We start from the raw sequence: 23,645 nt of genomic DNA on the forward strand, positions 1-23,645 counted from the left end.
AGTGCAAGTACCTGCCCGACAGTCCGAAGGGGAACCGAAATGGCAGAGCACGACGACCGGTTGGCCGCCTTCGTCCGCGAGGCCGCCGAGAGGTTCGGCATCCCGGGCGTCGCCGTGGGCGTCTGGGCCGACGGCAGCGAACGGCACGCCTGCCACGGCGTCACCAGCCTGGAGAACCCGCTGCCGGTCACACCGCGGACGCTGTTCGTGCTGGGCTCGGTCACCAAGACCCTGACCGCGACGGCGCTGGTGCGGCTGGCCGAGCAGGGCCGGGTGGAGCTCGACGCGCCGGTACGCCGCTATGTGCCGGACCTGGTCCTCCAGGACGAGTCGGCCGCCGCGAGGATCACCGTGCGGAACCTGCTCAACCACACCGCGGGACTGGACTGGAACCTCATCACCGACACCGGCGAGGGCGACGACGCGCTGGCCGGGTTCGTGGCCGCGATGGCCGAACTGCCGCTGATCGCCGAGCCCGGGGCCCGCGCCTCCTACAGCCAGGCGGGCTTCAACCTGGCCGGCCGGGTCGTCGAGCGCGTCACCGGGCAGACCTACGAGGCGGCGATCGCCTCCCTGCTCCTGGAACCGCTCGGGATGGACGAGAGCTTCTTCGCTCCGGCCGACGTGCTGACCCGCCGCTTCGCGGTCGGCCACAACCCGGACGAGGCGGGGGAACTGACGGTCGGCCGGCTCTGGCGTGGCGTCAGGGGCAACAACCCCGGCGGCGGCCTGGTCTCCTGCGTCGCCGACCAACTGCGCTGGGCCAGGTTCCAGCTCGGCGACGGCCGCACGGCATCCGGCGCACCGCTGCTGCCGACCGAGGCGCTGCACCGGATGCGCGAGGCCACCGTCGCCCTGCGCGGCAGCACGCTCGGCGACGCGATCGGCCTCGGCTGGTTCCTGCGCGAGGTCGACGGCGTCCGGACGGTGGGCCACGGCGGCTCGGCGAACGGCCAGTTCGCGGAGCTGCTCACCGTTCCCGAGCGGGACTTCGCGGTCGTGACGATGGCCAACGCGGGCCCCAACGGCCTGCTGTTCAACCAGGCGGTCGTCCGCTGGGCCCTGGAGAACCACCTGGGCGTCGTCGACCGCGACCCCGAGCCGCTCCCCTACGACGCGTCCCGCGCAGGCGAGGCGGTCGGGACCTACGCGATCGACGCCATGCTGCTGACCATCGCGACCGACGGCGCGTCCCTGACCATGGACGTCGGCATCCGCCCGGAGATCCGCGCGGCCGCCGACACCGAACTCCCCGCGGACTACCTGGGCGCCGCCCTCGGGCTGCTCCCCGGCGACGGCGACGACTACCTGGTCACCTCCGGCGGCCTCCAGGGCCAGCGCGGCTTCTTCACCCGCGACGCCTCCGGCGCGATCACCGGCGTCGACCTGGCCGGCCGCCTCTTCACCCGGGTGACGCCGGCATGACCCCGCACAGACAGCTGTGGCCCCCGGTCGAAAACCGGGGGCCACAATCCGGACCAACTCTGTGCGCGAGGGGGGACTTGAACCCCCACGCCCCGAAGGGCACTAGCACCTCAAGCTAGCGCGTCTGCCATTCCGCCACCCGCGCAGGTGACCAACGCGGTGACCCGCGCTGACGTGGTCAACAATACCAAGAAAACAGAGTGCTCCCGACCGCCCCCCGGCGCGATCGGAAGTGATCCATTCCGCTCTCAGGCGATGACCGAACGTGTAAAAGCGGTCACTTTGCGCTCTCATGCCGCCGCCTGGGTAGCACGAGGCTGTGATAGGACGACCTGTCTGCCCAGAAGACCTCTACCTCAGCACTCCAGCGACCCGAGGATGGCGGAACGAAACATGCATGTCCGCGGAGACCAGCCCGGCGAAGCGCCGCTCGGCACAGGAACGGTTCCGGCCGCAGGCGCCGGGCCAGGCGTGGCCGGGCCGCCGGTGCCCGGGGTCGAGGGGGTGTGGCGGTTCGCCGCACCCGCCGTGGACGTGACCGTGTCGCACGCGCGGCACGCGGTCAGGGACCTGCTGCTCGCGCAGGGCGTGGCCGGCCCCGTCTACGAGGAACTGCTGGACGGCATCCTGCTGATCGTCTCCGAGCTGGTGACCAACTCGGTCCGGCACGCCGCGCTGCTCTCCCCCGAGCTCGTCGTGGAGATCGTGCTGTCGGCCGGCTGGGTGCGGCTGTCCGTCGAGGACAGCCACCCCTACCGCCCCAAGGCGCTCTCCGAGGACTTCAACCGGCTCGGCGGGCGCGGGCTGCTGCTGGTCAAGGCGATCACCGCCGAGGCCGGGGGCGCGTGCGACGTGGACCGGACCTCCGGCGGGGGCAAGGTCGTCTGGGTGGAACTGCCGCTGCCGCGCCCCCGCACGGGTCGGTGAGGGTTCACCTGGCTCACCCGGCTCACACCACCGCGCGCCACCAGTGGTCGAGCTTCGGGGGCGCGGCGGCGAGGACCCGCTCCCCCGGGCGCGGGACCGCCAGCCGCACACCCGCGGCGTCCGCGGCCTCGCAGAGCCGCTCCACCGGCTCCGACCAGTCGTGCAGGCCGAGCACGAAGGTGCACCAGTGCACCGGCACGAGCAGTTCGCCGCGCACGTCCAGGTGGGTGCGCAGGCCCTCCTCGGGCGTCATGTGGATGTCGGGCCAGTGGTCGCTGTAGGCGCCGATCTGGATCAGCGTCAGGTCGAACGGGCCGTACTGCTCGCCGGTGCGGGCGAAGCCGTCGAAGTAGCCGGAGTCACCGCTGTAGAAGACCTTCCTCTCCTGCCCGAGGATCGCCCACGAGCTCCACAGCGTCCCGTTGTTCGAGAAGCCGCGGCCGGAGAAGTGGTACGCGGAGGTGCACACCAGCCGCAGGCCACCGACCTCGGCGGTCTCGTCCCAGTCCAGCTCGATGATGCGGGACAGCGGCACGCCCCAGCGCTCCAGGTGCGCGCCCACGCCCAGCGGGACGACGAAGGGCGCGTTCTGCAGCCGGGACAGCGCCATGATGGTGTGCATGTCCAGGTGGTCGTAGTGGTCGTGGGAGATCAGCACGGCGTCGACGTCGGGCAGACGCTCCAGCTCGACCGGCGGGTTGTGCAGACGGCGCGGTCCCGCCGACTGCGAGGGCGAACAGCGCTCGCTCCAGACCGGGTCCAGCAGCACCCGCTGCCCCTCGATCTCCACCAGCGCGCTGGAGTGGCCGAACCAGGTCACCGCGATGTCCTCGGCGGCCGTCTGCGCGATGTCGCGGACGAGCGGGACCGGGCGGGAGGGCTTGCGCTGCTGCTTGCCGAAGAGCATCTCCCTGGCCACGCCGCGGGCGTCGGGACGGGCCATGTCGCCGGACCGGTCGGGGCCGGGCGGGTTGTGGAAGACGCCGTCGCGGTAGCGGGGCGACTCGGCCAGCCGCAGGCCGCGGCCGCCCTTCTTCGGGTCGCCGCCGAAGGCGACCGGGATCTCACGCGCCGCCCAGGCCAGGGCCGCCGCGCCCGCCGCGCCGACCCCCGTGGCGATCTTCCCTGCCCGGTTCAGTCCCATGCCTGGCTCTCTCCTTGTTCGCGCCTGTTCGCGCCCGCTCCGTGCCCGTGCACGACTCGTGCACGCTGCGTGCCGTCCCCCCATCACTTCCCGGGGAGCCGCACCACGACCCCCGCTGAAGCGGGAACCGCCACTGCGGCCAACGGTCGACCGGAAGCCGCTGTTCCCACCCAGCAAAGAACCGCCACCCGGACGGCCGTGACCTGCGCCGACGCGCAGGGGCCCGGAGACACACCGGTACCGACCGGGACGCACCCACGTGACCAGCACCACGCGTGACAGGTCGAGGCGAGTCGGGCACTCTGCTTGCATGGATCACCACCCTCATCCTCTCGGCGGTGGCTCCCCGGCTCCCACGACGGCGACCCCGTCCACGGCACCGGACCTGGAGCTGCTCGACGAGATCCAGCAGCGCGTGCTCTGGCTCGCGACCCGGATCGTCGACTCCGCCAACCACGACCGCGCCACCGGCGACGGCGTCAAGGTCGGCGGACACCAGGCGTCCAGCGCCAGCCTGGTCAGCGCGATGACCGCGCTCTGGTTCGCCCACCTGGACGCGCCGGACCGGGTCAGCGTGAAGCCGCACGCCTCGCCGGTCTTCCACGCCATCCAGTACCTGCTCGGCAACCTGGACCGCTCCTACCTCACCACCCTGCGCGCCCGCGGCGGCCTGCAGTCCTACCCGAGCCGCACCAAGGACCCCGACCCGGTCGACTTCTCCACCGGCTCCGTCGGCCTCGGCCCCGCCGCCCCGCTCTTCGCCGCCGCGACCCGCCGCTATGTGGACGCGCACTTCGGCGAGCGTCCGGCCTCCCGCTTCGTGGCCCTGATGGGCGACGCGGAGCTGGACGAGGGCAACGTGTGGGAGGCGATCGCCGACGACGCCACCAACGGGCTCGGCAAGGTGATGTGGATCGTCGACTTCAACCGCCAGTCCCTGGACCGCGTGGTGCCCGGCGTGCGGATCGCGCAGTGGACGGCGCAGTTCGCCGCTGCCGGCTGGCACGTGGCCGAGGTCAAGTACGGGCGCCGGCTGCGCGCCGCGTTCGCGCGCCCGGGCGGGGAGGCCTTGCGCGCCTGGATCGACGGCATGCCGAACGAGCACTACCAGTCGCTGTTCGGGCTGCCGGAGCAGGACCTGCGCAAGCAGTTCCTCGACGGCGCGCCGCAGGCGGTGGCGGACTTCTGCGCGGAGGTCCCGGACGCCGAGCTCGCGGCGCTGGTGACCGACCTGGGCGGGCACGACCTGGGCTCGCTGCTGGAGGCCTTCGCCGAGTGCGACGCGGTCGCCGACCGGCCCAGCGTCGTCTTCGCCTACACCGTCAAGGGCTGGGGCCTGCCGACGGCGGGCAACCCGCGCAACCACTCCGCACTGCTGACCACCCCTCAGGTGGACGCGCTGCGCGAGGCGCACGGCCTGACCGCGGAGACCGAGTGGGACCCGATCGACGCGGCGAGCGCGGCCGGCCGCCTGGTCGCCGAGCGGGCCCGGCTGCTGACGCGTCCGGCCGCCCCGGCGTTCACCGCTCCGCCCGTGCCGGCGTCCAGCGGGGTGCGGACCGGCAAGCCGCTGTCCACGCAGGAGGCCTTCGGCCGCGTGCTGGCCGAGCTGTCGCGGCAGCCGGAGCTGGCGCCGCTGCTGGTGACCACCGCGCCGGACGTGGCGACCTCCACGAACCTGGCCGGCTTCATCAACCGCACCGGCGTCTTCGCGCCGACCGAGCGCCGCGCCTGGAACAGCGACCCGGTGCTGCGCTGGGCCGAGGGCCCGAGCGGGCAGCACATCGAGCTGGGCATCAGCGAGATGAACCTGTTCCTGCTGCTGGGTCAGCTGGGCCTGTCCTTCGACCTGTCCGGGCAGCCGCTGGTGCCGGTGGGCACGGTCTACGACCCGTTCGTGCTGCGCGGTCTGGACGCGTTCATCTACGCGGTCTACTCGGGTTCGCGCTTCATCGTGGCCGGTACGCCGTCCGGTGTGACGCTGGCCCCGGAGGGCGGCGCGCACCAGTCGACGATCACGCCGTCGGTGGGCCTGGAGCTGCCGAACGTGGTCACCTTGGAACCGGCCTTCGCGGGGGCGCTGGACTGGCTGCTGTGCGACGCGGTCGGGCAGGTGGCCAGGGGTGAGGGCGGTGCGCACTACTTCCGCCTCACCACGCGTCCGCTGGAGCAGTCGCCGTTCGACGCGGCGCGGGAGCGGCTGGGCGAGACGGTGCTGCGCCGCCAGGTGCTGGCCGGCGCGTACCGGCTGGTCGACGCCGTCGAACAGCCGGGCGCGCCCGTGGTCCGCCTCGCGGCGTCGGGCGCGGTGCTGCCCGAGGTGCTGGCGGCGGCCGCGGAGCTGGCCGAGGAGGGCATCGCGGCGCACGTCATCGATGTGACCTCGCAGGACCTGCTCTACGCGGAGTGGCAGCGCACGCTGCGGTCCGGCTACCGGGCGGCCCGTACCCCGGACTCCCCGGGCGCGCTGCGCGCGGCCTTCGGCACCGGCCGTTCGCCGCTGGTCACGGTCCACGACGCGGCCTCGCACTCGATGGCCTGGCTCGGCGGCGCGCTCGGCGTGCCGACCGTCCCGCTGGGCGTCGACGCCTTCGGCCAGTCGGGCACGGTCGGCGACCTGTACGAGCTGCACGACCTCACCTCCGGCTCGATCGTCAACGCGGCGCTGGCGGCGCTGAGCCTGGCGTAGTCACGCCGGCCGGCCAGGGGGCGGCGGCAACTCCGTCGCCCCCACGGCCCGGGCGCAGCGCGGGCCGACCGCGTCCCCCGCCGCGCCCGCGCCCGCGGCGGCCCCACGGGCGGGATCGCCTCACCGGCTCCCGGTAGGATTCGGCTCCTGATGACTGCCACTCTCGTCGCCAAAGACCTCGCCGCCGGACATGGTGAGCGCGCCCTCTTCTCCGGGCTGGACCTGGTCGTCGCCCCCGGCGACGTGATCGGGCTGGTGGGGGTGAACGGGGCAGGGAAGTCCACGCTGCTGAAGCTGCTCGCCTCCGTCGCCGCGCCCGAGCACGGGGAGGTGCGGCTGAGTCCGCCCACCGCGACCGTCGGGTATCTGCCGCAGGAGCCCGAGCGGCGGCCCAACGAGACCGTGCAGGCGTTCCTGGCCCGGCGGACCGGTGTCGCCGCCGCGCAGGAGGCGCTGGACGCGGCGACGCAGGGGCTGGTCGACGGCGCGCCCGGCGCGGACGACGCGTACTCAGAGGCGCTGGACCGCTGGCTGGACCTGGGCGGCGCCGACCTGGACGAGCGCGCCGAGGAGGTCGCCGCGACCCTCGGGCTGACCGTCGGCCTGCAGCAGGAGATGACCTCGCTCTCCGGCGGCCAGGCCGCCCGCGCCGGGCTGGCCTCGCTGCTGCTGAGCCGCTACGACGTCTTCCTGCTCGACGAGCCCACCAACGACCTGGACCTGGACGGCCTGGAGCGGCTGGAGGCCTTCGTCACCGGTCTGCGCGCGGGCACGGTGCTGGTCAGCCACGACCGCGAGTTCCTGACCCGGACCGTCACCAGCGTGCTGGAGCTGGACCTGCCGCAGCAGCGGGTCAACCACTTCGGCGGCGGCTACGCCTCCTACCTGGAGGAGCGCGAGCGGGCCAGGCGGCACGCGCGCGAGGAGTACGAGGAGTACGCCGACACCGTCTCCGGCCTGGAGGCGCGGGCCCGGATGCAGCGCTCGTGGATGGAGAAGGGCGTCAAGAACGCCCGCAGGAAGCAGAGCGACAACGACAAGATCGGCAAGGCGTTCCGCACCGAGTCCACCGAGAAGCAGGCCGCCAAGGCCCGCCAGACGCAGCGTCTGATCGAGCGGCTCGACGTCGTCGACGAGCCCCGCAAGGAGTGGGAGCTGCGGATGGAGATCGCCGCCGCGCCGCGCTCCGGCTCGGTGGTGGCGACCCTGCGCGCGGCCGAGGTCGCCCGCGGGGACTTCCGGTTCGGGCCGGTGGACCTGCAGATCGACTGGGCGGACCGGGTGGCCATCACCGGCTCGAACGGCGCCGGCAAGTCGACGCTGCTGGCGGCGCTGCTGGGCCGGCTGCCGCTGGACGCCGGGCACGCCGCGCTCGGCCCCGGCGTGGTCGTGGGCGAGGTCGACCAGGCCCGCGGGCTCTTCTACGGTGACCTGCCGCTGCTGGAGGCGTTCGGCGCGGCGGTGCCGGAGACCTCCCCCGCGGACGTGCGGACGCTGCTGGCGAAGTTCGGCCTGAAGGCCGCGCACGTGCTCCGTCCGGCCGCGACGCTCTCGCCCGGCGAGCGGACCCGTGCCGCGCTGGCGCTGCTGCAGGGCCGGGGCGTGAACCTGCTGGTGCTGGACGAGCCGACGAACCATCTGGACCTGGCCGCCATCGAGCAGTTGGAGTCGGCGCTGGCCTCCTACACGGGGACGCTGCTGCTGGTCACGCACGACCGCAGGATGCTGGACGCGGTGGCCACGACGCGTCGTATCGCCGTCGCCGACGGGCGGATCAGCGAGAGCTGACCCGCCTCCGGGCGTCCTGGACAGTGCTCAACGGGCGGTCGGCGGAACGTACTTGTAGCCGACCCGACGGACCGTCACGATGCGGTTGCGGTAGCCGGCGCCGAGCTTGCGCCGCAGCCGGGCCACGTGCACGTCGACGGTCCGGCCGTCGCCCACGTGTCCGTAGCCCCAGACCGCCTCGACCAGCCGGTCGCGGGTGTGCACCCGGTGCGGGTGCGCGGTGAGGTGGGCGAGCAGTTCGAACTCCAGGTAGGTGAGCTCCAGAAGTTCGCCGTCGAGGCGCGCGGTGCGCAACTCCGGGTCCAGCGCGATCCCTTGGTCCGACCGCACGGCCGGGGCGGCGGCCGGGGTCGGGGCAGCCTCGGTCACGGGCGCCGAGGTCAGCGTGGGCGCGAACACCGGGGCGCTGCCGGCGGGCACCAGCACCAGGTAGCCGACCAGCGGCACATCGGCCGCGGCCGGCTGGAGCCCGGCGACGACGTGCTCGGGCAGGCGGTACACGCCGGGCCGGGCCGGCTGCCCGCTCTCGCCCGCGGACTCCTCCGGTCGCACCGAGCGGAGCCGGGGCAGCGGAACGGCGCCGGTCGGGGCGGGGTTCAGGACGGAAACAGACATGTCGGGACTCGATTCACGCGGAGGGGCGGGCACGGGGCGGAGTCCAGCGGAACTGCCGTGCGTCTGCGCGTCGAGAGAGCCTGAACGGGCTGGTCAGATCCAGGCCGACGCGCGCGTACAGCGGCGACAGGTCTGGTCGAAGTGGAACTGCTGGCGCGACGGCCAGAACGGCTCGAGGACGGGCAGGGCCGCCTCCGCGCGCACCGCGCCGCCGTCCGTGATCAGGTCCATGCCCCTATTGAAGCAGATGCAGGCCAGGCTCGCTGTTCCCTTCATCTTCCCTTCTTTCTGACGGTCTGTTAGATACACACCCTGCGGACGACCCGTCCGGGGCCATCCGCACCCCTGGACCACTAGGAGCCGCCTCGTGACCTCCGCACCGGACCCCGTCCAGTCACCGCCCTCCCCCGACCCCGAGCCCGTCTCCACCAACCGCCTCGACGGCGCCTCACGACTGCGCATCTTCGCGGTCGTCGGCGTCGTCGTGCTCTTCGCCGAGATCGCCGCGCTGCAGTACACGATGGTCGCCTCGGCCGCCCGGCAGATCTCGCCCAGCTTCCCGGGCGTCGGGGCCAACATCAGCTGGATGGTCATCATCTTCGGCCTGGTCGGCGGGGCCACCACCCCGATCTTCGGCAAGATGTCCGACCTGTGGGGCAAGCGGCGGATGATGCTGGTCTCCGGCGTCTCCTTCGCGTTCGGCACCCTCATCTGCGCGTTGACCAGCAGCTGGTGGCTCTTCCTTGTCGGCCGCGGGCTGGAGGCGGTCGCCATCTCGGCGCCCACCGTCGCCTACGGCCTCTTCCGCGACATCCTGCCCAGACGTTACATTCCGGCGGCGATCGGGGTGGTGGCCACCGGCCTGGGCATGTCGGCGCTCTTCGCACCGCTGCTCGGCGGCTGGCTGCTCGACGCGTACGGCTGGCGCTCGCTCTTCTGGTTCCTGCTCATCTTCGTGGGCGTGATGGTGCCGCTGATGGTGTGGGTGGTGCCGGAGACCACGCTGCGCAGCAACCAGAGGCTCGACGTCGCGGGAGCCCTGCTGCTGGGGTGCGGGGTCGGGCTGGTGCTGGTCTACCTGTCCAACGGCGCGGTCTGGGGCTGGGGTCGCTGGAACTCGGTCGCCTACCTGGTCGGCGGGCTGGTGCTGCTGCTCGCCTTCCTCCTGGTGGAGCGGGTGGTACCGGACCCGATCATGGACATGAAGCTGCTGTTCTCGCCGAAGGTGCTCGTCGTGCTGGCCGCCGCGACGCTCGGCAGCATGGTGATCGGGATCCAGGGCTACAGCATCCCCTACATGCTGCAGACGCCCAACGAGCAGCAGTTGCACGGGAAGATCCTGCAGACCGCCCTCTCCGGAGCGAGCGGGCAGACCCTTCCGCCGTCGATGGCGCCGCTGTTCCACACGGTCTTCAACTCGACGCTGGCCTACGGTCTCGGCGCCTCGCTGCTGATGTACGGGGTCTACTCGGCGGTCTACTCGGGCGGCTTCGGGATGCTGTCCGGCGCCGGCGCGGGCGAGCTGTCCCGCAAGGTCGGACCGCGACTGCCGCTGATCGTCGCGATGACCGTCTTCACGGTCTCCACGCTGCTCTACGCCTTCTACCCGCACTCCAAGTGGCAGTACGGGCTCTTCGCGGCGATCTTCGGCATCGGCTTCGGCGCGTTCTACGCGGCCTGCCCGAACCTGATGATCGAGGCGGTGCCGGCCCGTCAACAGGGCATCAGCGCGGGCATGCTGGGCGTCGTCAACAGCCTGGCGACCTCGGTGGGCACCGGCGCGCTGACGGCGTTCCTGCGGGCCGACCCGCTGAAGGTGAAGGTCACCATCACGGGCATCGCCGCGTCGGCGACCGGAGGCTTCAACGTGATCCCCGACCTGAACGGCTTCACCGGCTACCAGAACGGCCTGCTGCTGGCCGCGGGGTGCGGCGCGCTCGGGCTGGTCGTGGCGCTGCTGATGCGGCACGGCCGCGCTCCGGCGACGGGCGGCGAGATCAGCGACTGATCCGCCGTCCGTCGGCGGTCGCGGGGGCCCGGGTCCGGGGCGCACGAACTGCCCCTGGCCCGGGCCCGGCGTCGCCTCGACCCCTACTCGACCCTGATCAGGCTGCCCTGCGGGTCTATCCGGTCCGCGTAGTCGTCGTCGAACCAGACGCCGCCCGTCGCCAGATACCGGAACCTGTGCTCGCCGGGCGGGAACGAGACGCTCACCGTCCGGGTCCCGTCCCTGCGGGTGACCAGCTCGGCGACGCCGGGCTGCCAGCCGTTGAAGTCACCCACCACGCTGACCGTCCCGGCGGGCTCCTGCGCCGCCAGTCGGAACGTCACCCGCGTCCTGCCTCCGAACAGTCGTGTCCGCGAGAGCATCGCCTCGTTCTCCCTCCCGCCGCGCCGAAGCCGCCCCTCGGCCTTCGTTCTCAGGTCCACAGCATGGCCGATGCGGCGCGCGGACAAAAGGGAGCCCGGGCTCCGACGCCCGGCGCACTGTCGTTACCGGAGGGTAGCGACCCTGTCAGTGGGCTGCCCTAGCGTGCGGTCATGGGCATGTACCTGGTCAGCATCGGCGCGGAGGAATGGTTCGACGAGGACGAGGGCGGCTGGGGCCGCACCGCCGCGGCGCTGAACGAGGAGCTGACGCGCCGGGGCCTGACGTCCTACACGTCCGTGCCGGAGGAGTCCGCGTTCGTCCGCGGTTCCGGTCAGAGCTTCGAGGAGAAGCTGATTCCGCCCATGGACGGCTTCGACGCACTGTGCCGGGCAGAACTGGGGCCTCAGGACGCCGGGACGATCTGCGGCTGGACCGTGCTGGTCCCGCTCTCCCTGAAGGAGGAGATCTGCCTGCCGATCGAGTCCGGCTGCACGGAGGAGACCGTGATCGCCGGGGCCCGGCAGGTGCTGGCGATCGCGGAGAGGCTGGCCGCGGCGATCGACCTGCCCGCCGAGGTGCCGGCGATGTGCGACAACCTGGATCTGACCATGTGGTTCAGGGACGGCGCCGCGAGCGGACTCGCCGCCCTGCGGCCGGGGCGATGGGCGCAGGACCTCGACACCGCCTTCTACGTCGCGCTCTACCTCCGCGCCGCCCAGCACTCACTCCGTCGCGGTTGCCCCATGGCCTTCAGCTGACCGCGTGACATCACGCCGGAGTGGCGGGCACGGCGGATGCATCCGCCGCCCCGCGACGTCCGCGCCGCCGCCCGAGGCGGCTCCCACCGCGCCCACCCCCTGCCCTCCCCTTCCGCGACACTTGTGGTTACTCTTCGGTAATGACCGCTGACGCCTTCTTCCTGCCCCTCGGCGACGCCCGCGAAGGCCGCTTTCTCGCCACCGCCGCGACCCGCGGGCCCTGGTCGCCCGACTCCCAGCATGCCGGGCCGCCCGCCGCGCTGCTGGGCCGGGCGGTGGAGCGGCGCCCCGGTGCGCGGGAGGGGTTCCGGGTGGTGCGGATGACCTTCGAGATCCTGCGGCCGGTGCCGCTCGGCGAGGTCACCGTCGCGGTGCGGGAGGCGGAGACCGGGCGGAGCGTGGAGCGGGTGGAGGCGGAACTGCGGGCCGCCGACGGCCGGGTGGCGATGCGCGTCGCCGCGCTGCGGATCCGCGTCGGCGAAGCGGGCACAGCGCCGACGGTCGAGCCGCCGGTGACCGTACCGGGGCCGGACGAGTCCCCGGTCATGAGCTTCCCGCTGCCGTGGGACGAGGGCTACCACACGTCGGTGGAGACGCGCTTCGCCCGCGGCTCGGCGACCGAGCCCGGCCCGGCCTGCGCCTGGTTCCGGATGCGGGTGCCGCTGCTGCCGGACGAGGAGCCCTCCGGGCTGGTCCGGGTGCTGGTCGCCGCCGACTCCGGCAACGGCGTCTCGGGCGAACTGGACATCCGCCGCCACGTCTACGTCAACCCCGACCTCACCGTGCACCTGCGGCGACCGCCGGTCGGCGAATGGGTCGGCCTCGACGCGCGCACCGCCATCGACGAAGCCGGCATCGGCGTCGCCGACGCGCAGTTGCTGGACGCCAAGGGCGTCATCGGCCGCTCGGCGCAGAGTCTCTTCGTCAACCCGCGCTGAGGCCCGGCCACCCTGACGCGTGGATCCTGCGGGGCGCCGAGGCGAGGCGCCACCCAGGGCTTTCGGAACCGGAGGGCGGCAGCGTCTAGGATCGGGTCTCGTCGCCTCCCCAGGTCAGCAGGGTCACGGGGTATCGCACCCCGGCCGGGGAAACCGAAGGGATGGACCGCTCGGTGATCATCACCACCGCCAACGTCAACGGCCTGCGCGCCGCCTCCACCAAGGGCTACGTCGAGTGGCTCGCCGCGACCAGGGCGGACGTGATCTGCCTCCAGGAGGTCCGCGCGGAGCCCGAGCAGCTGCTCGCCGAGGTCGCCGAGCCGGCCGGCTGGCACGTCCTGTGGGCCCCGTCGAAGACGGCCAAGGGCCGCGCGGGCGTGGCGGTGCTGTCCCGGGTGGAGCCGGAGCGGCGGAAGATCGGTTTCGGCTCGGACGAGTTCGACGGCTCGGGCCGCTACGCCGAGATCGACCTGCCCGGCCTCACGGTGGCCAGCCTCTACCTGCCCTCGGGCGATGTCGGCACGCCGCGGCAGGACGAGAAGGAACGCTTCATGGCGGAGTTCGTCGACCACCTGAAGGTGATGCGCGAGCGCGCCGCCGCCCAGGGCCGCGAGGTCGTCGTCTGCGGCGACTGGAACATCGCCCACCGGGAGGCGGACCTCAAGAACTGGAAGGCCAACCAGAAGAAGGCCGGTTTCCTCCCCGAGGAGCGCGCCTGGCTGTCCCGGGTCTTCGACGAGGTCGGCTACGTGGACACCGTGCGCCGGCTCCACCCCGACGTCGCGGGCCCGTACACCTGGTGGTCCTACCGCGGGCGCGCCTTCGACGCGGACTCCGGCTGGCGCATCGACTACGTCACCGCCACCGCCGGGCTCGCCTCCCTGGCCACCTCGGCCGTGGTCGAGCGCGCCGCCACCCACCCCGAGCGCTGGAGCGACCACGCACCGGTGACGGTCGAGTTCGACTTCACCATCCAGCCCCGCTAGCCCGCCTGGCTCGGCCGGTCCGGGGGCTCGGCCGGTCGGGGCTCGGCAGTTCGGAGGGCAGGGGTCGGGCACCGGGGTCAGGGCGACCCGCGCGCCGCGGGAGACCGGAGGACGTGTCGCCAGGGGCGCCGCCGCGCGGGAGCGGCGCACGTCACCCTCGCGGCGCTCCGGCCCGCTCCGGCGTCTCCGCCCGTTGGGGCGCGGTGGCCTTCGCCGTCCCCGTCGCCGTCCGGCCGAGCCGGGTGCGGACGGCGGCGCCGGCGCCGGCGATCACGGTGAGGCCGCCGAGGACGACCGGCCAGGTGAGCGGCTCGCCGAGGAACGAGGCGGCCCAGCAGATCGTCAGCACCGGCTGGACCAGCTGCACCTGGCTCACCTGCGTCATCGGCCCGACCGCGAGCCCGCGGTACCAGGCGAAGAAGCCCAGGAACATGCTCACCACGCCCAGGTAGCCGAACGCCGCCCACTGGAGCGGGGTGCCGGTCGGCGGATGCTGCCGCATCGAGAAGAGGGTCAGCAGCAGCATCAGCGGCGAAGAGAGCACCAGCGCCCAGGAGATCGTCTGCCACGCCCCGAGCTGACGGGCCAGCAGGCCGCCTTCGGCGTAGCCGATACCGGCCGCCAGCACGGCGCCGAGCAGCAGCAGGTCCGACCAGTGCAGACCGCTGAACGCGGCCCCCTGCACGGAGGCGAAGAGGAGGGCCGCCGTCGCACCGACCGCGGCCAGGACCCAGAACCGGGTCGGCGGCCGCTCGTGGCCGCGCAGTACCGCCAGCACCGCGGTCGCGGCGGGCAGCAGGGCGATGACGACGGCGCTGTGGCCGGCCGAGGCGGTGGCCAGCGCGAAGGAGGTGAGCACCGGGAAGCCGACGACCACGCCGCCCGCGACCACGGCCAGCCTGGCCCACTGGACGCCGCGCGGCAGGCGCTGCCGGGTGAACGCGAGGGCGGCGGCCGCGAGCAGCGCGGCTATCACCGCCCGGCCGCCGCCGATGAACAGCGGCGCCATGCCGCCCTCGGCGACCGCCACCCGGGTGAAGGGGACGGTGAACGAGAAGGCCGTGACCCCGAGCAGTCCCCAGGCGAGACCGGCTCTGGAGTGGGATAGCACCGGGTCTCGCTGGACAGTAGCGCTACTCTTATGCTTCATGGACAACGATAGCAGCTCGCGGATCGCCGCCGAGCTCCGCGAGTGGATCGAGACCGCCGCGCCGGGCGCGAAACTGCCGTCCACCCGGGCGCTCGTCGCCCGGTACGGAGCGAGCCCGGTCACCGTGCAGAAGGCGCTGCGCGCCCTCACCGCGCAGGGCCTGGTGGAGAGCCGGACGGGGATCGGCACCTTCGTCCGCGCGATCCGCGTGGCGCGCCCTCATGACTACGGATGGCAGACCGGGGCGCTCGGCTCTCCGCAGAACCGGATGCCGCAGCTGTCCTCCGCGCTGCGGACCCTGCCCAACGACGTGATCGCGCTCCACTCGGGCTACCCGGACCGGGAGTTGCTGCCCGAGCGGCTGGTGCGGTCCGCCTTCACCCGCGCGGCTCGCGGCGACGCGGCGGTGAGCCGGCCCCCGGCCGCCGGACTGCCGGAGCTGCAGGCGTGGTTCGCGGCGGAGCTCGGCGGCGCGACGCGGGCCGGAGCGGCGCCGCCGACGCCCGGCGACGTCGTCGTCTTCCCCGGCAGCCAGAGCGGACTGAGCACCGCCTTCCGCGCTCTGGTCGGGGCCGGCCGGCCGCTGCTGCTGGAGTCGCCGACCTACTGGGGGGCGATCCTGGCCGCCGCACAGGCGGGCGTGCAGGTCGTGCCCGTCCCGAGCGGACCGCAGGGCCCCGACGTCGACGAGCTGGCCCGGGCCTTCGAGCGGACCGGGGCCCGCGCCTTCTACGCCCAGCCGAACTTCGCCAACCCCACGGGTGCGCGCTGGTCGCCGGCGCTGGCGGAGCAGGTCCTCGACCTGGTGCGCAGCCACGGCGCGTTCCTCGTCGAGGACGACTGGGCCCACGACTTCGGCATCACCGCGGACCCGGCGCCGATCGCCGCACAGGACGACGGCGGGCACGTCGTCTATCTGCGCTCCCTGACCAAGAGCGTCTCCCCCTCCGTCCGCATCGCCGCCGTCGTCGCCCGCGGCCCGGCCAGGGAGCGGATCCTGGCGGACGCCCAGGCGGAGTCCATGTACGTCAGCGGCCTCCTCCAGGCCGTCGCGCTCGACGTGGTCACCCAGCCGGCGTGGCGCACCCACCTGCGTCACCTCCGTCACCAACTCGCCGCCCGCCGGGACCTCCTGGTCGGCGCGCTGCGCGAGCACGCGCCCGGGGCCGTGATCGAGGCCGTGCCACAGGGCGGCCTCAACCTCTGGGCGCGCCTTCCGGACAGCACCGACCTGCCGCGCCTCGCCCGCGACTGCGAGTCGGCGGGCGTCGTGATCGCCCCCGGCGACGAGTGGTTCCCCGCGGAGCCGACAGGGAAGCACCTGCGGCTGAACTACTCCGGCCCGAACCCCGGCGCCTTCCCCGACGGCGCCCGGGCCATCGGCCGGGCCCTGTCCGAGCAGGAGGGCTCGCGTCGCGGCTGAACCGGACCGACGGGCCCGCCCGGCGCTACGCGATGCGATCCGACACGACTCCCGCTTCGCCACGTCGGCGCGTCGGCACGCCAGGACGCTGGGATTCCGGAATGCCGCGATCCCGGCGGGATGCCGGGTTTCACGGGTGCGGAAGGCTACAGTTCACTCCGCTGACGCGAACTCGTCAGCGGCGCGGCACCTGCCGGGCCGAGCATGACCGGTGACAGGAAGTCAGGCCACGCACGCCACCTCGCCCGGGAGTGAACCCCATGCGTCCCAAGTCCCGCCTCTTCACCGCCTGCACCGTTGCCGCGGCCGGCGCCGCGATCGCGGCCGTCGCGCTCGCGCCGCAGGCCGGTGCGCAGGCCGCCTCGCCCAAGGCCGACGCCGTGCACGCCCAGCTCGCCGCCTCGACCCTGCCCACCTACTCGCACGTCGTTGTGGTCATGGAGGAGAACCACGCGTACAACGAGATCATCGGCAGCAGCTCCGCGCCCTACATCAACTCGCTGGCCAACGGCGGCGCGCTGATGACGCAGTCCTTCGCCGTCACCCACCCGAGCGAGCCCAACTACATGGCGCTCTTCGCGGGCAGCACCTTCGGTCTCTCCTCCGACAAGTGCCCGGTCAGCGAGGGCACCACCGCCAACCTGGGCTCCGAGCTGCTGGCCGCCGGGGACACCTTCAAGGGCTACTCCGAGGGCCTGCCGAGCACCGGTTCGACCGTCTGCACCTCCGGCAAGTACGCGCGCAAGCACTCCCCGTGGATCAACTTCAGCAACGTCCCCGGCGCGGACTCGGTGCCCTTCACCTCGTTCCCGTCCAGCTCCAACTACGCGAGCCTGCCGACGCTCTCGTTCGTCATCCCGAACCTGAACGACGACATGCACGACGGCACCGTCGCCGCGGGCGACACCTGGCTGAAGAACAACCTGTCCGCCTACGCCACCTGGGCCAAGGCCAACAACAGCCTGCTGATCGTCACCTGGGACGAGGACGACTCGACCGAGAGCAACCAGATCGCGACCATCTTCTCCGGCGCGAACGTCGTCACCGGCCAGTACTCCGAGAAGATCAACCACTACAACGTGCTCTCCACCCTGGAGCAGATGTACGGCCTGGCCAAGACCGGCAGCGCCGCGTCCGCCACGCCGATCACCGACATCTGGGGCTGACGCGTTGTCCGCTCGTCCCCGGTTCCGCCGCCCGCTGCTCGCCGGGGCTCTCGCCCTGACGGTGGCGGGCGGCGCCCTCGCCGTCGCGCTCGGCTCCGACGACGCCCCGGCCACCGCCGCACCGGCCCCGCTCACCGTCAGCGTCGACCGGCACAGCTGCGGCGCGCCGCCGGCCCGCCTGCCCGCCGGCCCGGTCGCCTTCGACGTCACCGACGCCGCGCCGACCTTCGTCACGGTCTACCTGACCGACCCCACCGGCGCGCGCGCCTTCGCCGAGATCCGCTGGCTCGGCCCGCGCCACACGCTGCCGCTGACCGGCTCGCCGGCCGCCGGGCGCTACGCGCTGCGCTGCGTCTTCTCCGACGGCCCGGTGGTGACCTCCGCACCCTTCGCGGTCACCGGGCAGGCGTCCGGCGCCGAGTCCGGGTACCGGCCGATGACCAGCACCGATCTGGAGCAACCTGTCACCGGCTACCGGGCGTGGGTCTCCGCCGCGCTGCCCGGACTGCTGGCCGCGGCCCGCACGCTGGACGCCGACGTCGCCCGTGGCGACCTGCCCGCCGCGCGCTCCGACTGGCTGCCCGCGCACCTCGCCTACGAGCGGCTCGGCGCGGCGTACAACTCCTTCGGCGACTTCGACGGCTCGATCGACGGCCGCCCCGACGGGCTGCCGGACGGGGTGGACGACTCCGGCTGGACCGGTTTCCTGGCGATCGAGCACGCACTGTGGCACGGCGCCCCCGCCGGGCGGGTGCGGCCGCTGACGCAGAAGCTGGTGGCCGACGTCACCGGGCTGATCGCCGACTTCCCCAGCGAGGACATCGACTCCGAGGACCTGCCGCTGCGCACGCACGAGATCCTCGAGAACGCCCTGCAGTTCCAGCTCACCGGCCACGACGACCAGGGCGCGGGCACCACGCTGGCGACGCTGGACGCGAACGTCCAGGGCACCCAGGAGGTGCTGTCGCTGCTCACGCCGCTGCTGCGGGAGCGCGACCCGGGCCTGGTCGACGGCCTGGAGGGGCAGCTGACGGCGCTCCGCGCCGAACTGGCCGCCGCCCGCGCCGGGCAGGCCTCGTGGCCCGCCGCGGCCGGTCTGGACCGGAGCACGCGCGAGCGCCTGGACGGCGCGCTCGGCGCCCTGCTGGAACAGCTCGCCCGCATTCCCAACCTGCTCGCCGCGAGGAACGACGCATGACCATGAGTGACCGTCAGCCCGCCTTCGGACGGCGCGGCTTCCTGCAGCGGGCGACGGCCGGCGTCGTCGGGGTCGCCGCGCTCGGCGCGACCGCCGCGGACACCGCGCAGGCGGCGGGCGCAGTGCCCGCCGGCTCGCAGCCGACGGGCTCGGGCCGGGTGATCCCCTTCGAGGGACCGCACCAGGCCGGGATCCTCACCCCGCCGCAGGCGGCGGCGAGCTTCGTCTCCTTCGACGTCATCGCCCAGGACCGGGCGGCACTGCAGGACCTCTTCGGCGTCCTGACCGACCGCATCCGCCGCCTCACCGCCGGCGGCCAGGTCCCGGCGACGGACCTCGCCTCGGCCCCGACCGACAGCGGCACCCTCGGTCCGGCGCTGCCCTCGGACGGACTGACCGTCACCGTCGGCGTCGGCGCGTCCCTGTTCGACGACCACCGGTACGGCCTCGCCGGGCTGCGCCCGGCCAAGCTGACCGCCATGCCGGTCTTCCCCGACGACGACATGGCCCACTCCACCGAACTGCACGGCGACCTCTCGCTGCAGCTGTGCGCGGACTCGCGCGACACGGTCACCCACGCGCTGCGGGACATCACCCGGCACACCCGGGGCGCGATCCAGGCGCGCTGGAAGATCGACGGCAGCCACGCGGCCCCGCGCCCGACCGGCGCCCCGCGCAACCACCTCGGCTTCAAGGACGGGATCGCCAACCCGGACACCACCAGCGCCGCCGCCACCGACGCCCTGGTGTGGACCCACGGCGGCAGGGGCGGCGAGCCGGCCTGGACCGAGGGCGGCTCCTACCAGGTGGTCCGCATCATCCGGATGCTGGTGGAGTTCTGGGACCGGGTCTCGCTGAACGAGCAGGAACGCATGATCGGCCGCCGCCGTGACTCCGGTGCGCCGCTGGACGGCTCCGCGGAGTCGGACGTCCCGGCCTACCACGCCGACCCGCAGGGCCTGTACGTCCCCATGGACGCCCACATCCGCCTGGCCAACCCGCGTACCCCGGCCACCGCCGACCAGCAGATCCTGCGCCGCGGCTACAACTACGAGCGCGGCCTCGACCTCGACGGCAACCTGGACATGGGGCTCCTCTTCTGCTGCTACCAGCAGGACGTCTCCCGCCAGTTCGCCGCCGTCCAGGCCCGCCTGGCGGGCGAGCCCCTGGTCGACTACATCTCCCCGACCGGCGGCGGCTACTTCTTCGCCCTCCCCGGCGTCCGCGGCCCCCACGACACCCTGGCCTCGGGCCTGCTGCGCCGCTAGCGCGGCGGACCGAGGCGAGGTCGAAGCGTCAGGACGCCGGGAGGCTCCGGGCCGCGCTGACTCACCGGTACGGGAACGCCGATCGGTGACTCGCAGGGTGACGGCATGTCAATCAACTGCGCTCGATACCCCATAGGGGTATGCTCGCGATCATGTCGGCCGTACACGCAGTCCTCCATGCCCTGTCCATCACCGGATCCATGACCTGGGCCATCACCTGGGCGCTGATCCTCGGCTTCCTGCTGTCCGCGATCGTGCAGGCGGTCGTCCGCAAGGCGACCGTCGTCCGACTGATGGGTGACGACCGTCCGCGGACGCTCGCCGTCGCGTCGGGGCTGGGTGCGGCCTCGTCGTCCTGCTCCTACGCCGCCGTCGCGCTGGCCCGGTCGCTGTTCCGGCGCGGCGCGGACTTCACCGCCGCGATGGCCTTCGAGATCGCCTCGACCAACCTGGTCCTCGAACTCGGGGTGATTCTGGCCCTGCTGATGGGCTGGCAGTTCACCCTGGCGGAGTTCACCGGCGGTCCGATCATGATCGTGGTGCTGGCCGTGCTGTTCCGGCTCACCCTCAGGGACCGCCTGCTGCGCGAGGCGCGCGAGCAGGCCGAGCGCGGAGTGGCCGGGTCGATGGAGGGCCATGCGGCGATGGACATGTCGGTCGACGCGGAGGGCTCGTTCCGGCGGCGGCTGGTCTCCCGGCAGGGCTGGACCGCCGTCTCCCACGTCTTCGTGATGGAGTGGGCGGCGATCCTGCGCGATCTGGTCCTCGGGCTGCTGATCGCCGGCGCGATCGCCGCCTGGGTGCCGGACTCCTTCTGGCAGAACTTCTTCTTCGCCGGCCACCCGCTCGCGTCCAAGATCTGGGGCCCGCTGATCGGCCCCGTCGTGGCGGTGGTCTCCTTCGTCTGCTCCATCGGCAACGTGCCGCTGGCGGTGGTGCTGTGGAAGGGCGGGATCAGCTTCGGCGGCGTGGTGGCCTTCATCTTCGCGGACCTGCTGATCCTGCCGATCCTGAACATCTACCGGAAGTACTACGGCACCCGGATGGCGCTCTACCTGGCGGGCACCTTCTACCTGGCCATGGTCGTGGCCGGCTACGCGGTCGAGCTGGTCTTCGGCGGGCTGGGCCTGGTGCCGGACCAGGCCGACGCCACGATCCCCATGGACGAGGTCAGTTGGAACTACACCACCTTCCTGAACATCGCATTCCTGCTGCTGGCGGCGGCGCTCCTGGTCCGCTTCCACCGCACCGGCGGCCGGCAGATGCTCGCCATGATGGGCGGCTCCCCGGACGCCGGTCATGCCGGTCATGCCGGTCATGGCGGGCACAGCGGGCACAGCGGTCCTGGAGGTCACGACGAGCACGACGGCCACCACGAGCACCACTGACCCCGTGGTCAGGCGACTCCTTCGGCCGCCCGTTCGAGCGAGGCGAGGTCCACGCCCGCGTCCAGCAGGACCGCGCGGGCCAGGCCGCCGCCCTCGCGGAGGAGACCGAGGAGCAGGTGCGCGCACTCGATCCGGCGGCCGGAACGGGACGCCCGCGCGGCGCGCAGTGCGAGGGCGAGGCTCTGCTTGGCGCGTCCGGTCATCCGGACGCGGAGGGTCGCGGTCCTTGCCGGGGCCGGGTCGGGTGCGGCGAGGGCGCCGGGGCCGAAGACGGACTCGACCTGGTCGGTGACCTCGGCGAGATCGATCCCGATGCTGCGCAGCGCGTCCGCGTCCAGCGGGTCGACGCCGGCCGGTCCGCCGCCGGCGAGGAGCCGTCGGACGGCGGCCCTGGCGTCCTCCAGGGTGAGGCCCGCGTCGGCGAGCAGCCGGGCCGCCGGGTCGGTGTCCTGCCGCAGCAGGCCCAGCAGCAGGTGCTCGGTGCCGAGGAAGTCGTGGCGGAGGAGGACGGCCTCCTCGCGTGCGGACTCGACGCAGCGGCGCGCCGCCGGGCTGAAGGTCTCCAGCATGGCCTACTCCCTTCCCTTCGCGTACTTCTTGTGGACGGCCTGCCGGCTGACGCCGAGGCATTCCGCGATGTCCTGCCAGGACCAGCCCTGACCTCGGGCATTGCCCACCTGCAGCGCCTCCAGGCGCTCCGCGAGGGCCTGCAGGGCGCGCACGGCGCGCAGTCCCACGGCGGGGTCGCGGCTGCCCGCGGCGTCCGCGAGCTGTCGGGTTTCGCTCATGGTGTCAACATACGTTGACGCCGGGGCGACGTCAACCCACGTTGACATCGCCCCGGCGTCAGGCCCGGCCGGACCGGAGAGGGAGGGTGCGGAGCGTCAGCCGGTGAAGGCCGTCAGACCGTTCGGGGTGCCCAGGCCCGTCGGGCCGTCGTAGCCGACCTCGGCGGTGCAGAGGTAGGCGGGGCTGCAGCCGGCGGTCGAGCCGACCGTCACGTCGTTCAGCGACGAGGTGTGCGCGTACAGGTTGGCCGCCGGGATCGCCGCGTGCGCGCCCGCGTCGGCGTAGACGCCGGCGATGAGCGGCGCCGCCACCGAGGTCCCGCCGTAGACGGCCCAGCCGCTGCCGCCGTAGGTCTGGTAGACCGCGACACCGGTGGCCGGGTCGGCGACCGCGGACACGTCGGCGACGGTGCGCTTCGAGCAGCCGGAGTCCTTCTGCCAGCCCGGCTTGGGCTCGTAGGCGGAGCAGCCCGAGCTCGCACCCTCGGTGGAGCTGGTGTTCCACACGCTCTCGCTCCAACCACGCGAGTTGGACGCCTTGGTGAGCGCGGTGCCGCCGACGGCGGTGACGTTCGGCGAGGCCGCCGGGTACTCCACGCCGTAGCCGCTGTCACCGGAGGAAACGGTGATGGCGATGCCCGGGTGGTTGAAGTAGGTGGAGTCGTAGCCGGTGTCGGCCGAGGACTCGGAGCCGCCGTAGCTGTTGGAGATCTCGGTGGCGCCGAGCTTGGCCGCGGTGTTGACCGCGGTGCCCAGGTTGGTCATCGAGGCACTGGTGGCCTCGACCAGGATGATGTGCGCGTTCGGGGCGATCGCCGAGACCATGTCGAGGTCGAGCGAGATCTCGCCCGACCAGGAGGCGTTGTTGCGCGGCAGGCTGGTGGTGCTGCCCTTCTGGTTCACCTGCTTGAAGCAGCCGCTGGCCACGGTGCAGGCCGGCAGGCCGTACTGGGACCGGTAGGTGGCCATGTCGGCGGCGGCGTTGGGGTCGTTGTAGGCGTCGACGATGGCGACCGTCTGGCCGGCGCCGCCGTTGGCCGGGAGGTTGTACGCGGAGAGCAGGTCCGACGGGCCGAAGCCGGACGGGGTCGCGTTCGGGGTGACACCCAGCGCCTTGACGCGCTCGGCGACGCTGGTCACGTGCAGGGCGTTGCAGAAGGCGTGACCCGGCACCAGATCGACGGCGCAGGCACGGCTCCAGGAGACGCCGTGGCCGGCCGCCTGGGCGGGGCTCGCGGCGAGCATTCCAGTGACGGCGAGGGCCGCGGCGGCGGGGACGACCAATATCGAAGAGCTACGCAACGTACTGCCTCCTGTGAAAGGGGTGTCCAAGGGGCGTGCTCGTCCGACCGACGGCAGGGGGGTTTCCCCGCGCCGGTTCGAACATGGCGAAGCGGTGAACCTCTGAACACCCTCTGCCGGGGTGTCAGCTGGCGAGAACGCTAGCGGCGCTCATCGGAACATGACAAGGGATGAACGGAAGATCATCATCAGGTTTACCTGCGCGCAACAAACGGCAGCTCGGAAGCGGTAGTTCAGGTGTGAACACGCTGTGTGCGGCCTGCGAAGAGGTGGCGGGGAATCAGAACAGAACCTCGGACCCGGCGAGGGAACGGACCGGGG

General features: G+C 72.9%; 21 protein-coding genes and 1 tRNA gene. 13 read left to right on the forward strand and 9 right to left on the reverse strand.

Annotated elements, in window-relative coordinates:
- Positions 1-39: 39 nt before the first annotated feature.
- Positions 40-1,425: a serine hydrolase domain-containing protein gene (locus tag BS83_RS25705; protein ID WP_037605916.1), complete on the forward strand. Its 1,386-nt coding sequence runs from the start codon at positions 40-42 to the stop codon at positions 1,423-1,425.
- A 62-nt stretch (positions 1,426-1,487) separates the two neighbouring features.
- Here the strand turns inward: BS83_RS25705 and BS83_RS25710 are convergent.
- Positions 1,488-1,570: transfer RNA gene (locus BS83_RS25710), tRNA-Leu, on the reverse strand.
- Positions 1,571-1,818: 248 nt separating this feature from the next.
- On the opposite strand from BS83_RS25710, the gene BS83_RS25715 reads away from it, so the two are divergent.
- On the forward strand, positions 1,819-2,352 hold the full coding sequence (locus BS83_RS25715; protein WP_084714061.1) for an ATP-binding protein: 534 nt from the start codon (positions 1,819-1,821) through the stop codon (positions 2,350-2,352).
- A 22-nt stretch (positions 2,353-2,374) separates the two neighbouring features.
- On the opposite strand, the gene BS83_RS25720 is transcribed toward BS83_RS25715, so the two are convergent.
- On the reverse strand, positions 2,375-3,496 hold the full coding sequence (locus tag BS83_RS25720; RefSeq protein WP_037605918.1) for an MBL fold metallo-hydrolase: 1,122 nt from the start codon (positions 3,494-3,496) through the stop codon (positions 2,375-2,377).
- A 310-nt stretch (positions 3,497-3,806) separates the two neighbouring features.
- Between BS83_RS25720 and BS83_RS25725 the strand changes: the two genes are divergently transcribed.
- Positions 3,807-6,185, forward strand: a complete 2,379-nt coding sequence (locus BS83_RS25725) for a transketolase-like TK C-terminal-containing protein (protein ID WP_084714064.1) — start codon at positions 3,807-3,809, stop codon at positions 6,183-6,185.
- A 150-nt stretch (positions 6,186-6,335) separates the two neighbouring features.
- Positions 6,336-7,973 carry an ABC-F family ATP-binding cassette domain-containing protein gene (locus tag BS83_RS25730; protein ID WP_037605920.1) on the forward strand — a complete coding sequence of 546 codons (1,638 nt, stop codon included), beginning with the start codon at positions 6,336-6,338 and terminating at the stop codon, positions 7,971-7,973.
- A 27-nt stretch (positions 7,974-8,000) separates the two neighbouring features.
- On the opposite strand, the gene BS83_RS25735 is transcribed toward BS83_RS25730, so the two are convergent.
- Together BS83_RS25735 and BS83_RS46635 are read right to left on the reverse strand one after the other, a co-directional pair.
- Positions 8,001-8,588, reverse strand: a complete 588-nt coding sequence (locus BS83_RS25735; RefSeq protein WP_037605922.1) for a winged helix-turn-helix domain-containing protein — start codon at positions 8,586-8,588, stop codon at positions 8,001-8,003.
- 93 nt (positions 8,589-8,681) lie between these two features.
- Positions 8,682-8,819, reverse strand: a complete 138-nt coding sequence (locus BS83_RS46635; RefSeq protein WP_198035298.1) for a hypothetical protein — start codon at positions 8,817-8,819, stop codon at positions 8,682-8,684.
- Positions 8,820-8,955: 136 nt separating this feature from the next.
- On the opposite strand from BS83_RS46635, the gene BS83_RS25740 reads away from it, so the two are divergent.
- A complete protein-coding gene (locus BS83_RS25740; RefSeq protein WP_037605924.1) occupies positions 8,956-10,596 on the forward strand; it encodes an MFS transporter in 1,641 nt (546 codons plus the stop codon).
- 83 nt (positions 10,597-10,679) lie between these two features.
- On the opposite strand, the gene BS83_RS25745 is transcribed toward BS83_RS25740, so the two are convergent.
- Complete coding sequence (locus tag BS83_RS25745; RefSeq protein ID WP_332262347.1) at positions 10,680-10,919, reverse strand: isoamylase early set domain-containing protein; 240 nt, start codon at positions 10,917-10,919, stop codon at positions 10,680-10,682.
- Positions 10,920-11,129: 210 nt separating this feature from the next.
- Between BS83_RS25745 and BS83_RS25750 the strand changes: the two genes are divergently transcribed.
- The 3 genes from BS83_RS25750 (at position 11,130) to BS83_RS25760 (ending at position 13,641) form a co-directional block, all read left to right on the forward strand.
- Positions 11,130-11,717, forward strand: a complete 588-nt coding sequence (locus BS83_RS25750) for a hypothetical protein (protein WP_037605928.1) — start codon at positions 11,130-11,132, stop codon at positions 11,715-11,717.
- Positions 11,718-11,857: 140 nt separating this feature from the next.
- Entirely contained in the window at positions 11,858-12,655 is a 798-nt protein-coding gene (locus BS83_RS25755) for a thioesterase family protein (protein ID WP_037605930.1), read from the forward strand.
- 161 nt (positions 12,656-12,816) lie between these two features.
- Complete coding sequence (locus tag BS83_RS25760) at positions 12,817-13,641, forward strand: exodeoxyribonuclease III (RefSeq protein WP_037605932.1); 825 nt, start codon at positions 12,817-12,819, stop codon at positions 13,639-13,641.
- A gap of 151 nt (positions 13,642-13,792) precedes the next feature.
- Here the strand turns inward: BS83_RS25760 and BS83_RS25765 are convergent, their stop codons facing one another.
- Entirely contained in the window at positions 13,793-14,752 is a 960-nt protein-coding gene (locus BS83_RS25765) for a DMT family transporter (protein WP_232248486.1), read from the reverse strand.
- A gap of 37 nt (positions 14,753-14,789) precedes the next feature.
- Here BS83_RS25765 and BS83_RS25770 point away from each other — a divergent pair, with 37 nt between their 5' ends.
- The 5 genes from BS83_RS25770 (at position 14,790) to BS83_RS25790 (ending at position 21,234) form a co-directional block, all read left to right on the forward strand.
- Entirely contained in the window at positions 14,790-16,214 is a 1,425-nt protein-coding gene (locus tag BS83_RS25770; protein WP_037605934.1) for an aminotransferase-like domain-containing protein, read from the forward strand.
- Between the two features lie 260 nt (positions 16,215-16,474).
- Positions 16,475-17,380: an alkaline phosphatase family protein gene (locus BS83_RS25775; RefSeq protein WP_084714070.1), complete on the forward strand. Its 906-nt coding sequence runs from the start codon at positions 16,475-16,477 to the stop codon at positions 17,378-17,380.
- A 4-nt stretch (positions 17,381-17,384) separates the two neighbouring features.
- Entirely contained in the window at positions 17,385-18,578 is a 1,194-nt protein-coding gene (locus BS83_RS25780) for an EfeM/EfeO family lipoprotein (RefSeq protein WP_037605936.1), read from the forward strand.
- Positions 18,575-19,846 (forward strand): iron uptake transporter deferrochelatase/peroxidase subunit, encoded by a 1,272-nt coding sequence (efeB, locus tag BS83_RS25785; RefSeq protein ID WP_232248487.1) that lies wholly within the window; start codon positions 18,575-18,577, stop codon positions 19,844-19,846. Before BS83_RS25780 ends, efeB begins: the two co-directional genes overlap by 4 nt.
- A 152-nt stretch (positions 19,847-19,998) precedes the next feature.
- Positions 19,999-21,234, forward strand: a complete 1,236-nt coding sequence (locus tag BS83_RS25790; protein ID WP_037609855.1) for a permease — start codon at positions 19,999-20,001, stop codon at positions 21,232-21,234.
- Positions 21,235-21,242: 8 nt separating this feature from the next.
- Here BS83_RS25790 and BS83_RS25795 read toward each other — a convergent pair whose 3' ends face one another.
- From BS83_RS25795 to BS83_RS25805, 3 genes are all read right to left on the reverse strand, one after another.
- Positions 21,243-21,803, reverse strand: coding sequence for a Clp protease N-terminal domain-containing protein (locus BS83_RS25795; protein ID WP_037605938.1), 561 nt, complete (start codon positions 21,801-21,803; stop codon positions 21,243-21,245).
- A 3-nt stretch (positions 21,804-21,806) separates the two neighbouring features.
- Positions 21,807-22,022: a helix-turn-helix domain-containing protein gene (locus tag BS83_RS25800; protein ID WP_037605939.1), complete on the reverse strand. Its 216-nt coding sequence runs from the start codon at positions 22,020-22,022 to the stop codon at positions 21,807-21,809.
- Positions 22,023-22,118: 96 nt separating this feature from the next.
- A complete protein-coding gene (locus BS83_RS25805) occupies positions 22,119-23,267 on the reverse strand; it encodes a S53 family peptidase (protein ID WP_232248488.1) in 1,149 nt (382 codons plus the stop codon).
- Between the last annotated feature and the right edge of the window lie 378 nt (positions 23,268-23,645).

Source organism: Streptacidiphilus rugosus AM-16 (assembly GCF_000744655.1).
Classification (GTDB): Bacteria; Actinomycetota; Actinomycetes; order Streptomycetales; family Streptomycetaceae; genus Streptacidiphilus; species Streptacidiphilus rugosus.

Excerpts from the sequence above, each read along its gene's own strand:
- BS83_RS25735 (WP_037605922.1), bottom strand. The coding sequence starts at position 8,588 with ATGTCTGTTTCCGTCCTGAACCCCGCCCCGACCGGCGCCGTTCCGCTG.
- BS83_RS46635 (WP_198035298.1), bottom strand. The coding sequence starts at position 8,819 with ATGGACCTGATCACGGACGGCGGCGCGGTGCGCGCGGAGGCGGCCCTG.
- BS83_RS25795 (WP_037605938.1), bottom strand. The coding sequence starts at position 21,803 with ATGCTGGAGACCTTCAGCCCGGCGGCGCGCCGCTGCGTCGAGTCCGCA.
- BS83_RS25790 (WP_037609855.1), top strand. The coding sequence starts at position 19,999 with ATGTCGGCCGTACACGCAGTCCTCCATGCCCTGTCCATCACCGGATCC.
- BS83_RS25800 (WP_037605939.1), bottom strand. The coding sequence starts at position 22,022 with ATGAGCGAAACCCGACAGCTCGCGGACGCCGCGGGCAGCCGCGACCCC.
- BS83_RS25730 (WP_037605920.1), top strand. The coding sequence starts at position 6,336 with ATGACTGCCACTCTCGTCGCCAAAGACCTCGCCGCCGGACATGGTGAG.
- BS83_RS25705 (WP_037605916.1), top strand. The coding sequence starts at position 40 with ATGGCAGAGCACGACGACCGGTTGGCCGCCTTCGTCCGCGAGGCCGCC.
- efeB (WP_232248487.1), top strand. The coding sequence starts at position 18,575 with ATGACCATGAGTGACCGTCAGCCCGCCTTCGGACGGCGCGGCTTCCTG.
- BS83_RS25770 (WP_037605934.1), top strand. The coding sequence starts at position 14,790 with ATGGACAACGATAGCAGCTCGCGGATCGCCGCCGAGCTCCGCGAGTGG.
- BS83_RS25805 (WP_232248488.1), bottom strand. The coding sequence starts at position 23,267 with ATGCTCGCCGCGAGCCCCGCCCAGGCGGCCGGCCACGGCGTCTCCTGG.
- BS83_RS25750 (WP_037605928.1), top strand. The coding sequence starts at position 11,130 with ATGGGCATGTACCTGGTCAGCATCGGCGCGGAGGAATGGTTCGACGAG.
- BS83_RS25720 (WP_037605918.1), bottom strand. The coding sequence starts at position 3,496 with ATGGGACTGAACCGGGCAGGGAAGATCGCCACGGGGGTCGGCGCGGCG.
- BS83_RS25725 (WP_084714064.1), top strand. The coding sequence starts at position 3,807 with ATGGATCACCACCCTCATCCTCTCGGCGGTGGCTCCCCGGCTCCCACG.
- BS83_RS25715 (WP_084714061.1), top strand. The coding sequence starts at position 1,819 with ATGCATGTCCGCGGAGACCAGCCCGGCGAAGCGCCGCTCGGCACAGGA.
- BS83_RS25775 (WP_084714070.1), top strand. The coding sequence starts at position 16,475 with ATGCGTCCCAAGTCCCGCCTCTTCACCGCCTGCACCGTTGCCGCGGCC.
- BS83_RS25755 (WP_037605930.1), top strand. The coding sequence starts at position 11,858 with ATGACCGCTGACGCCTTCTTCCTGCCCCTCGGCGACGCCCGCGAAGGC.
- BS83_RS25760 (WP_037605932.1), top strand. The coding sequence starts at position 12,817 with ATGGACCGCTCGGTGATCATCACCACCGCCAACGTCAACGGCCTGCGC.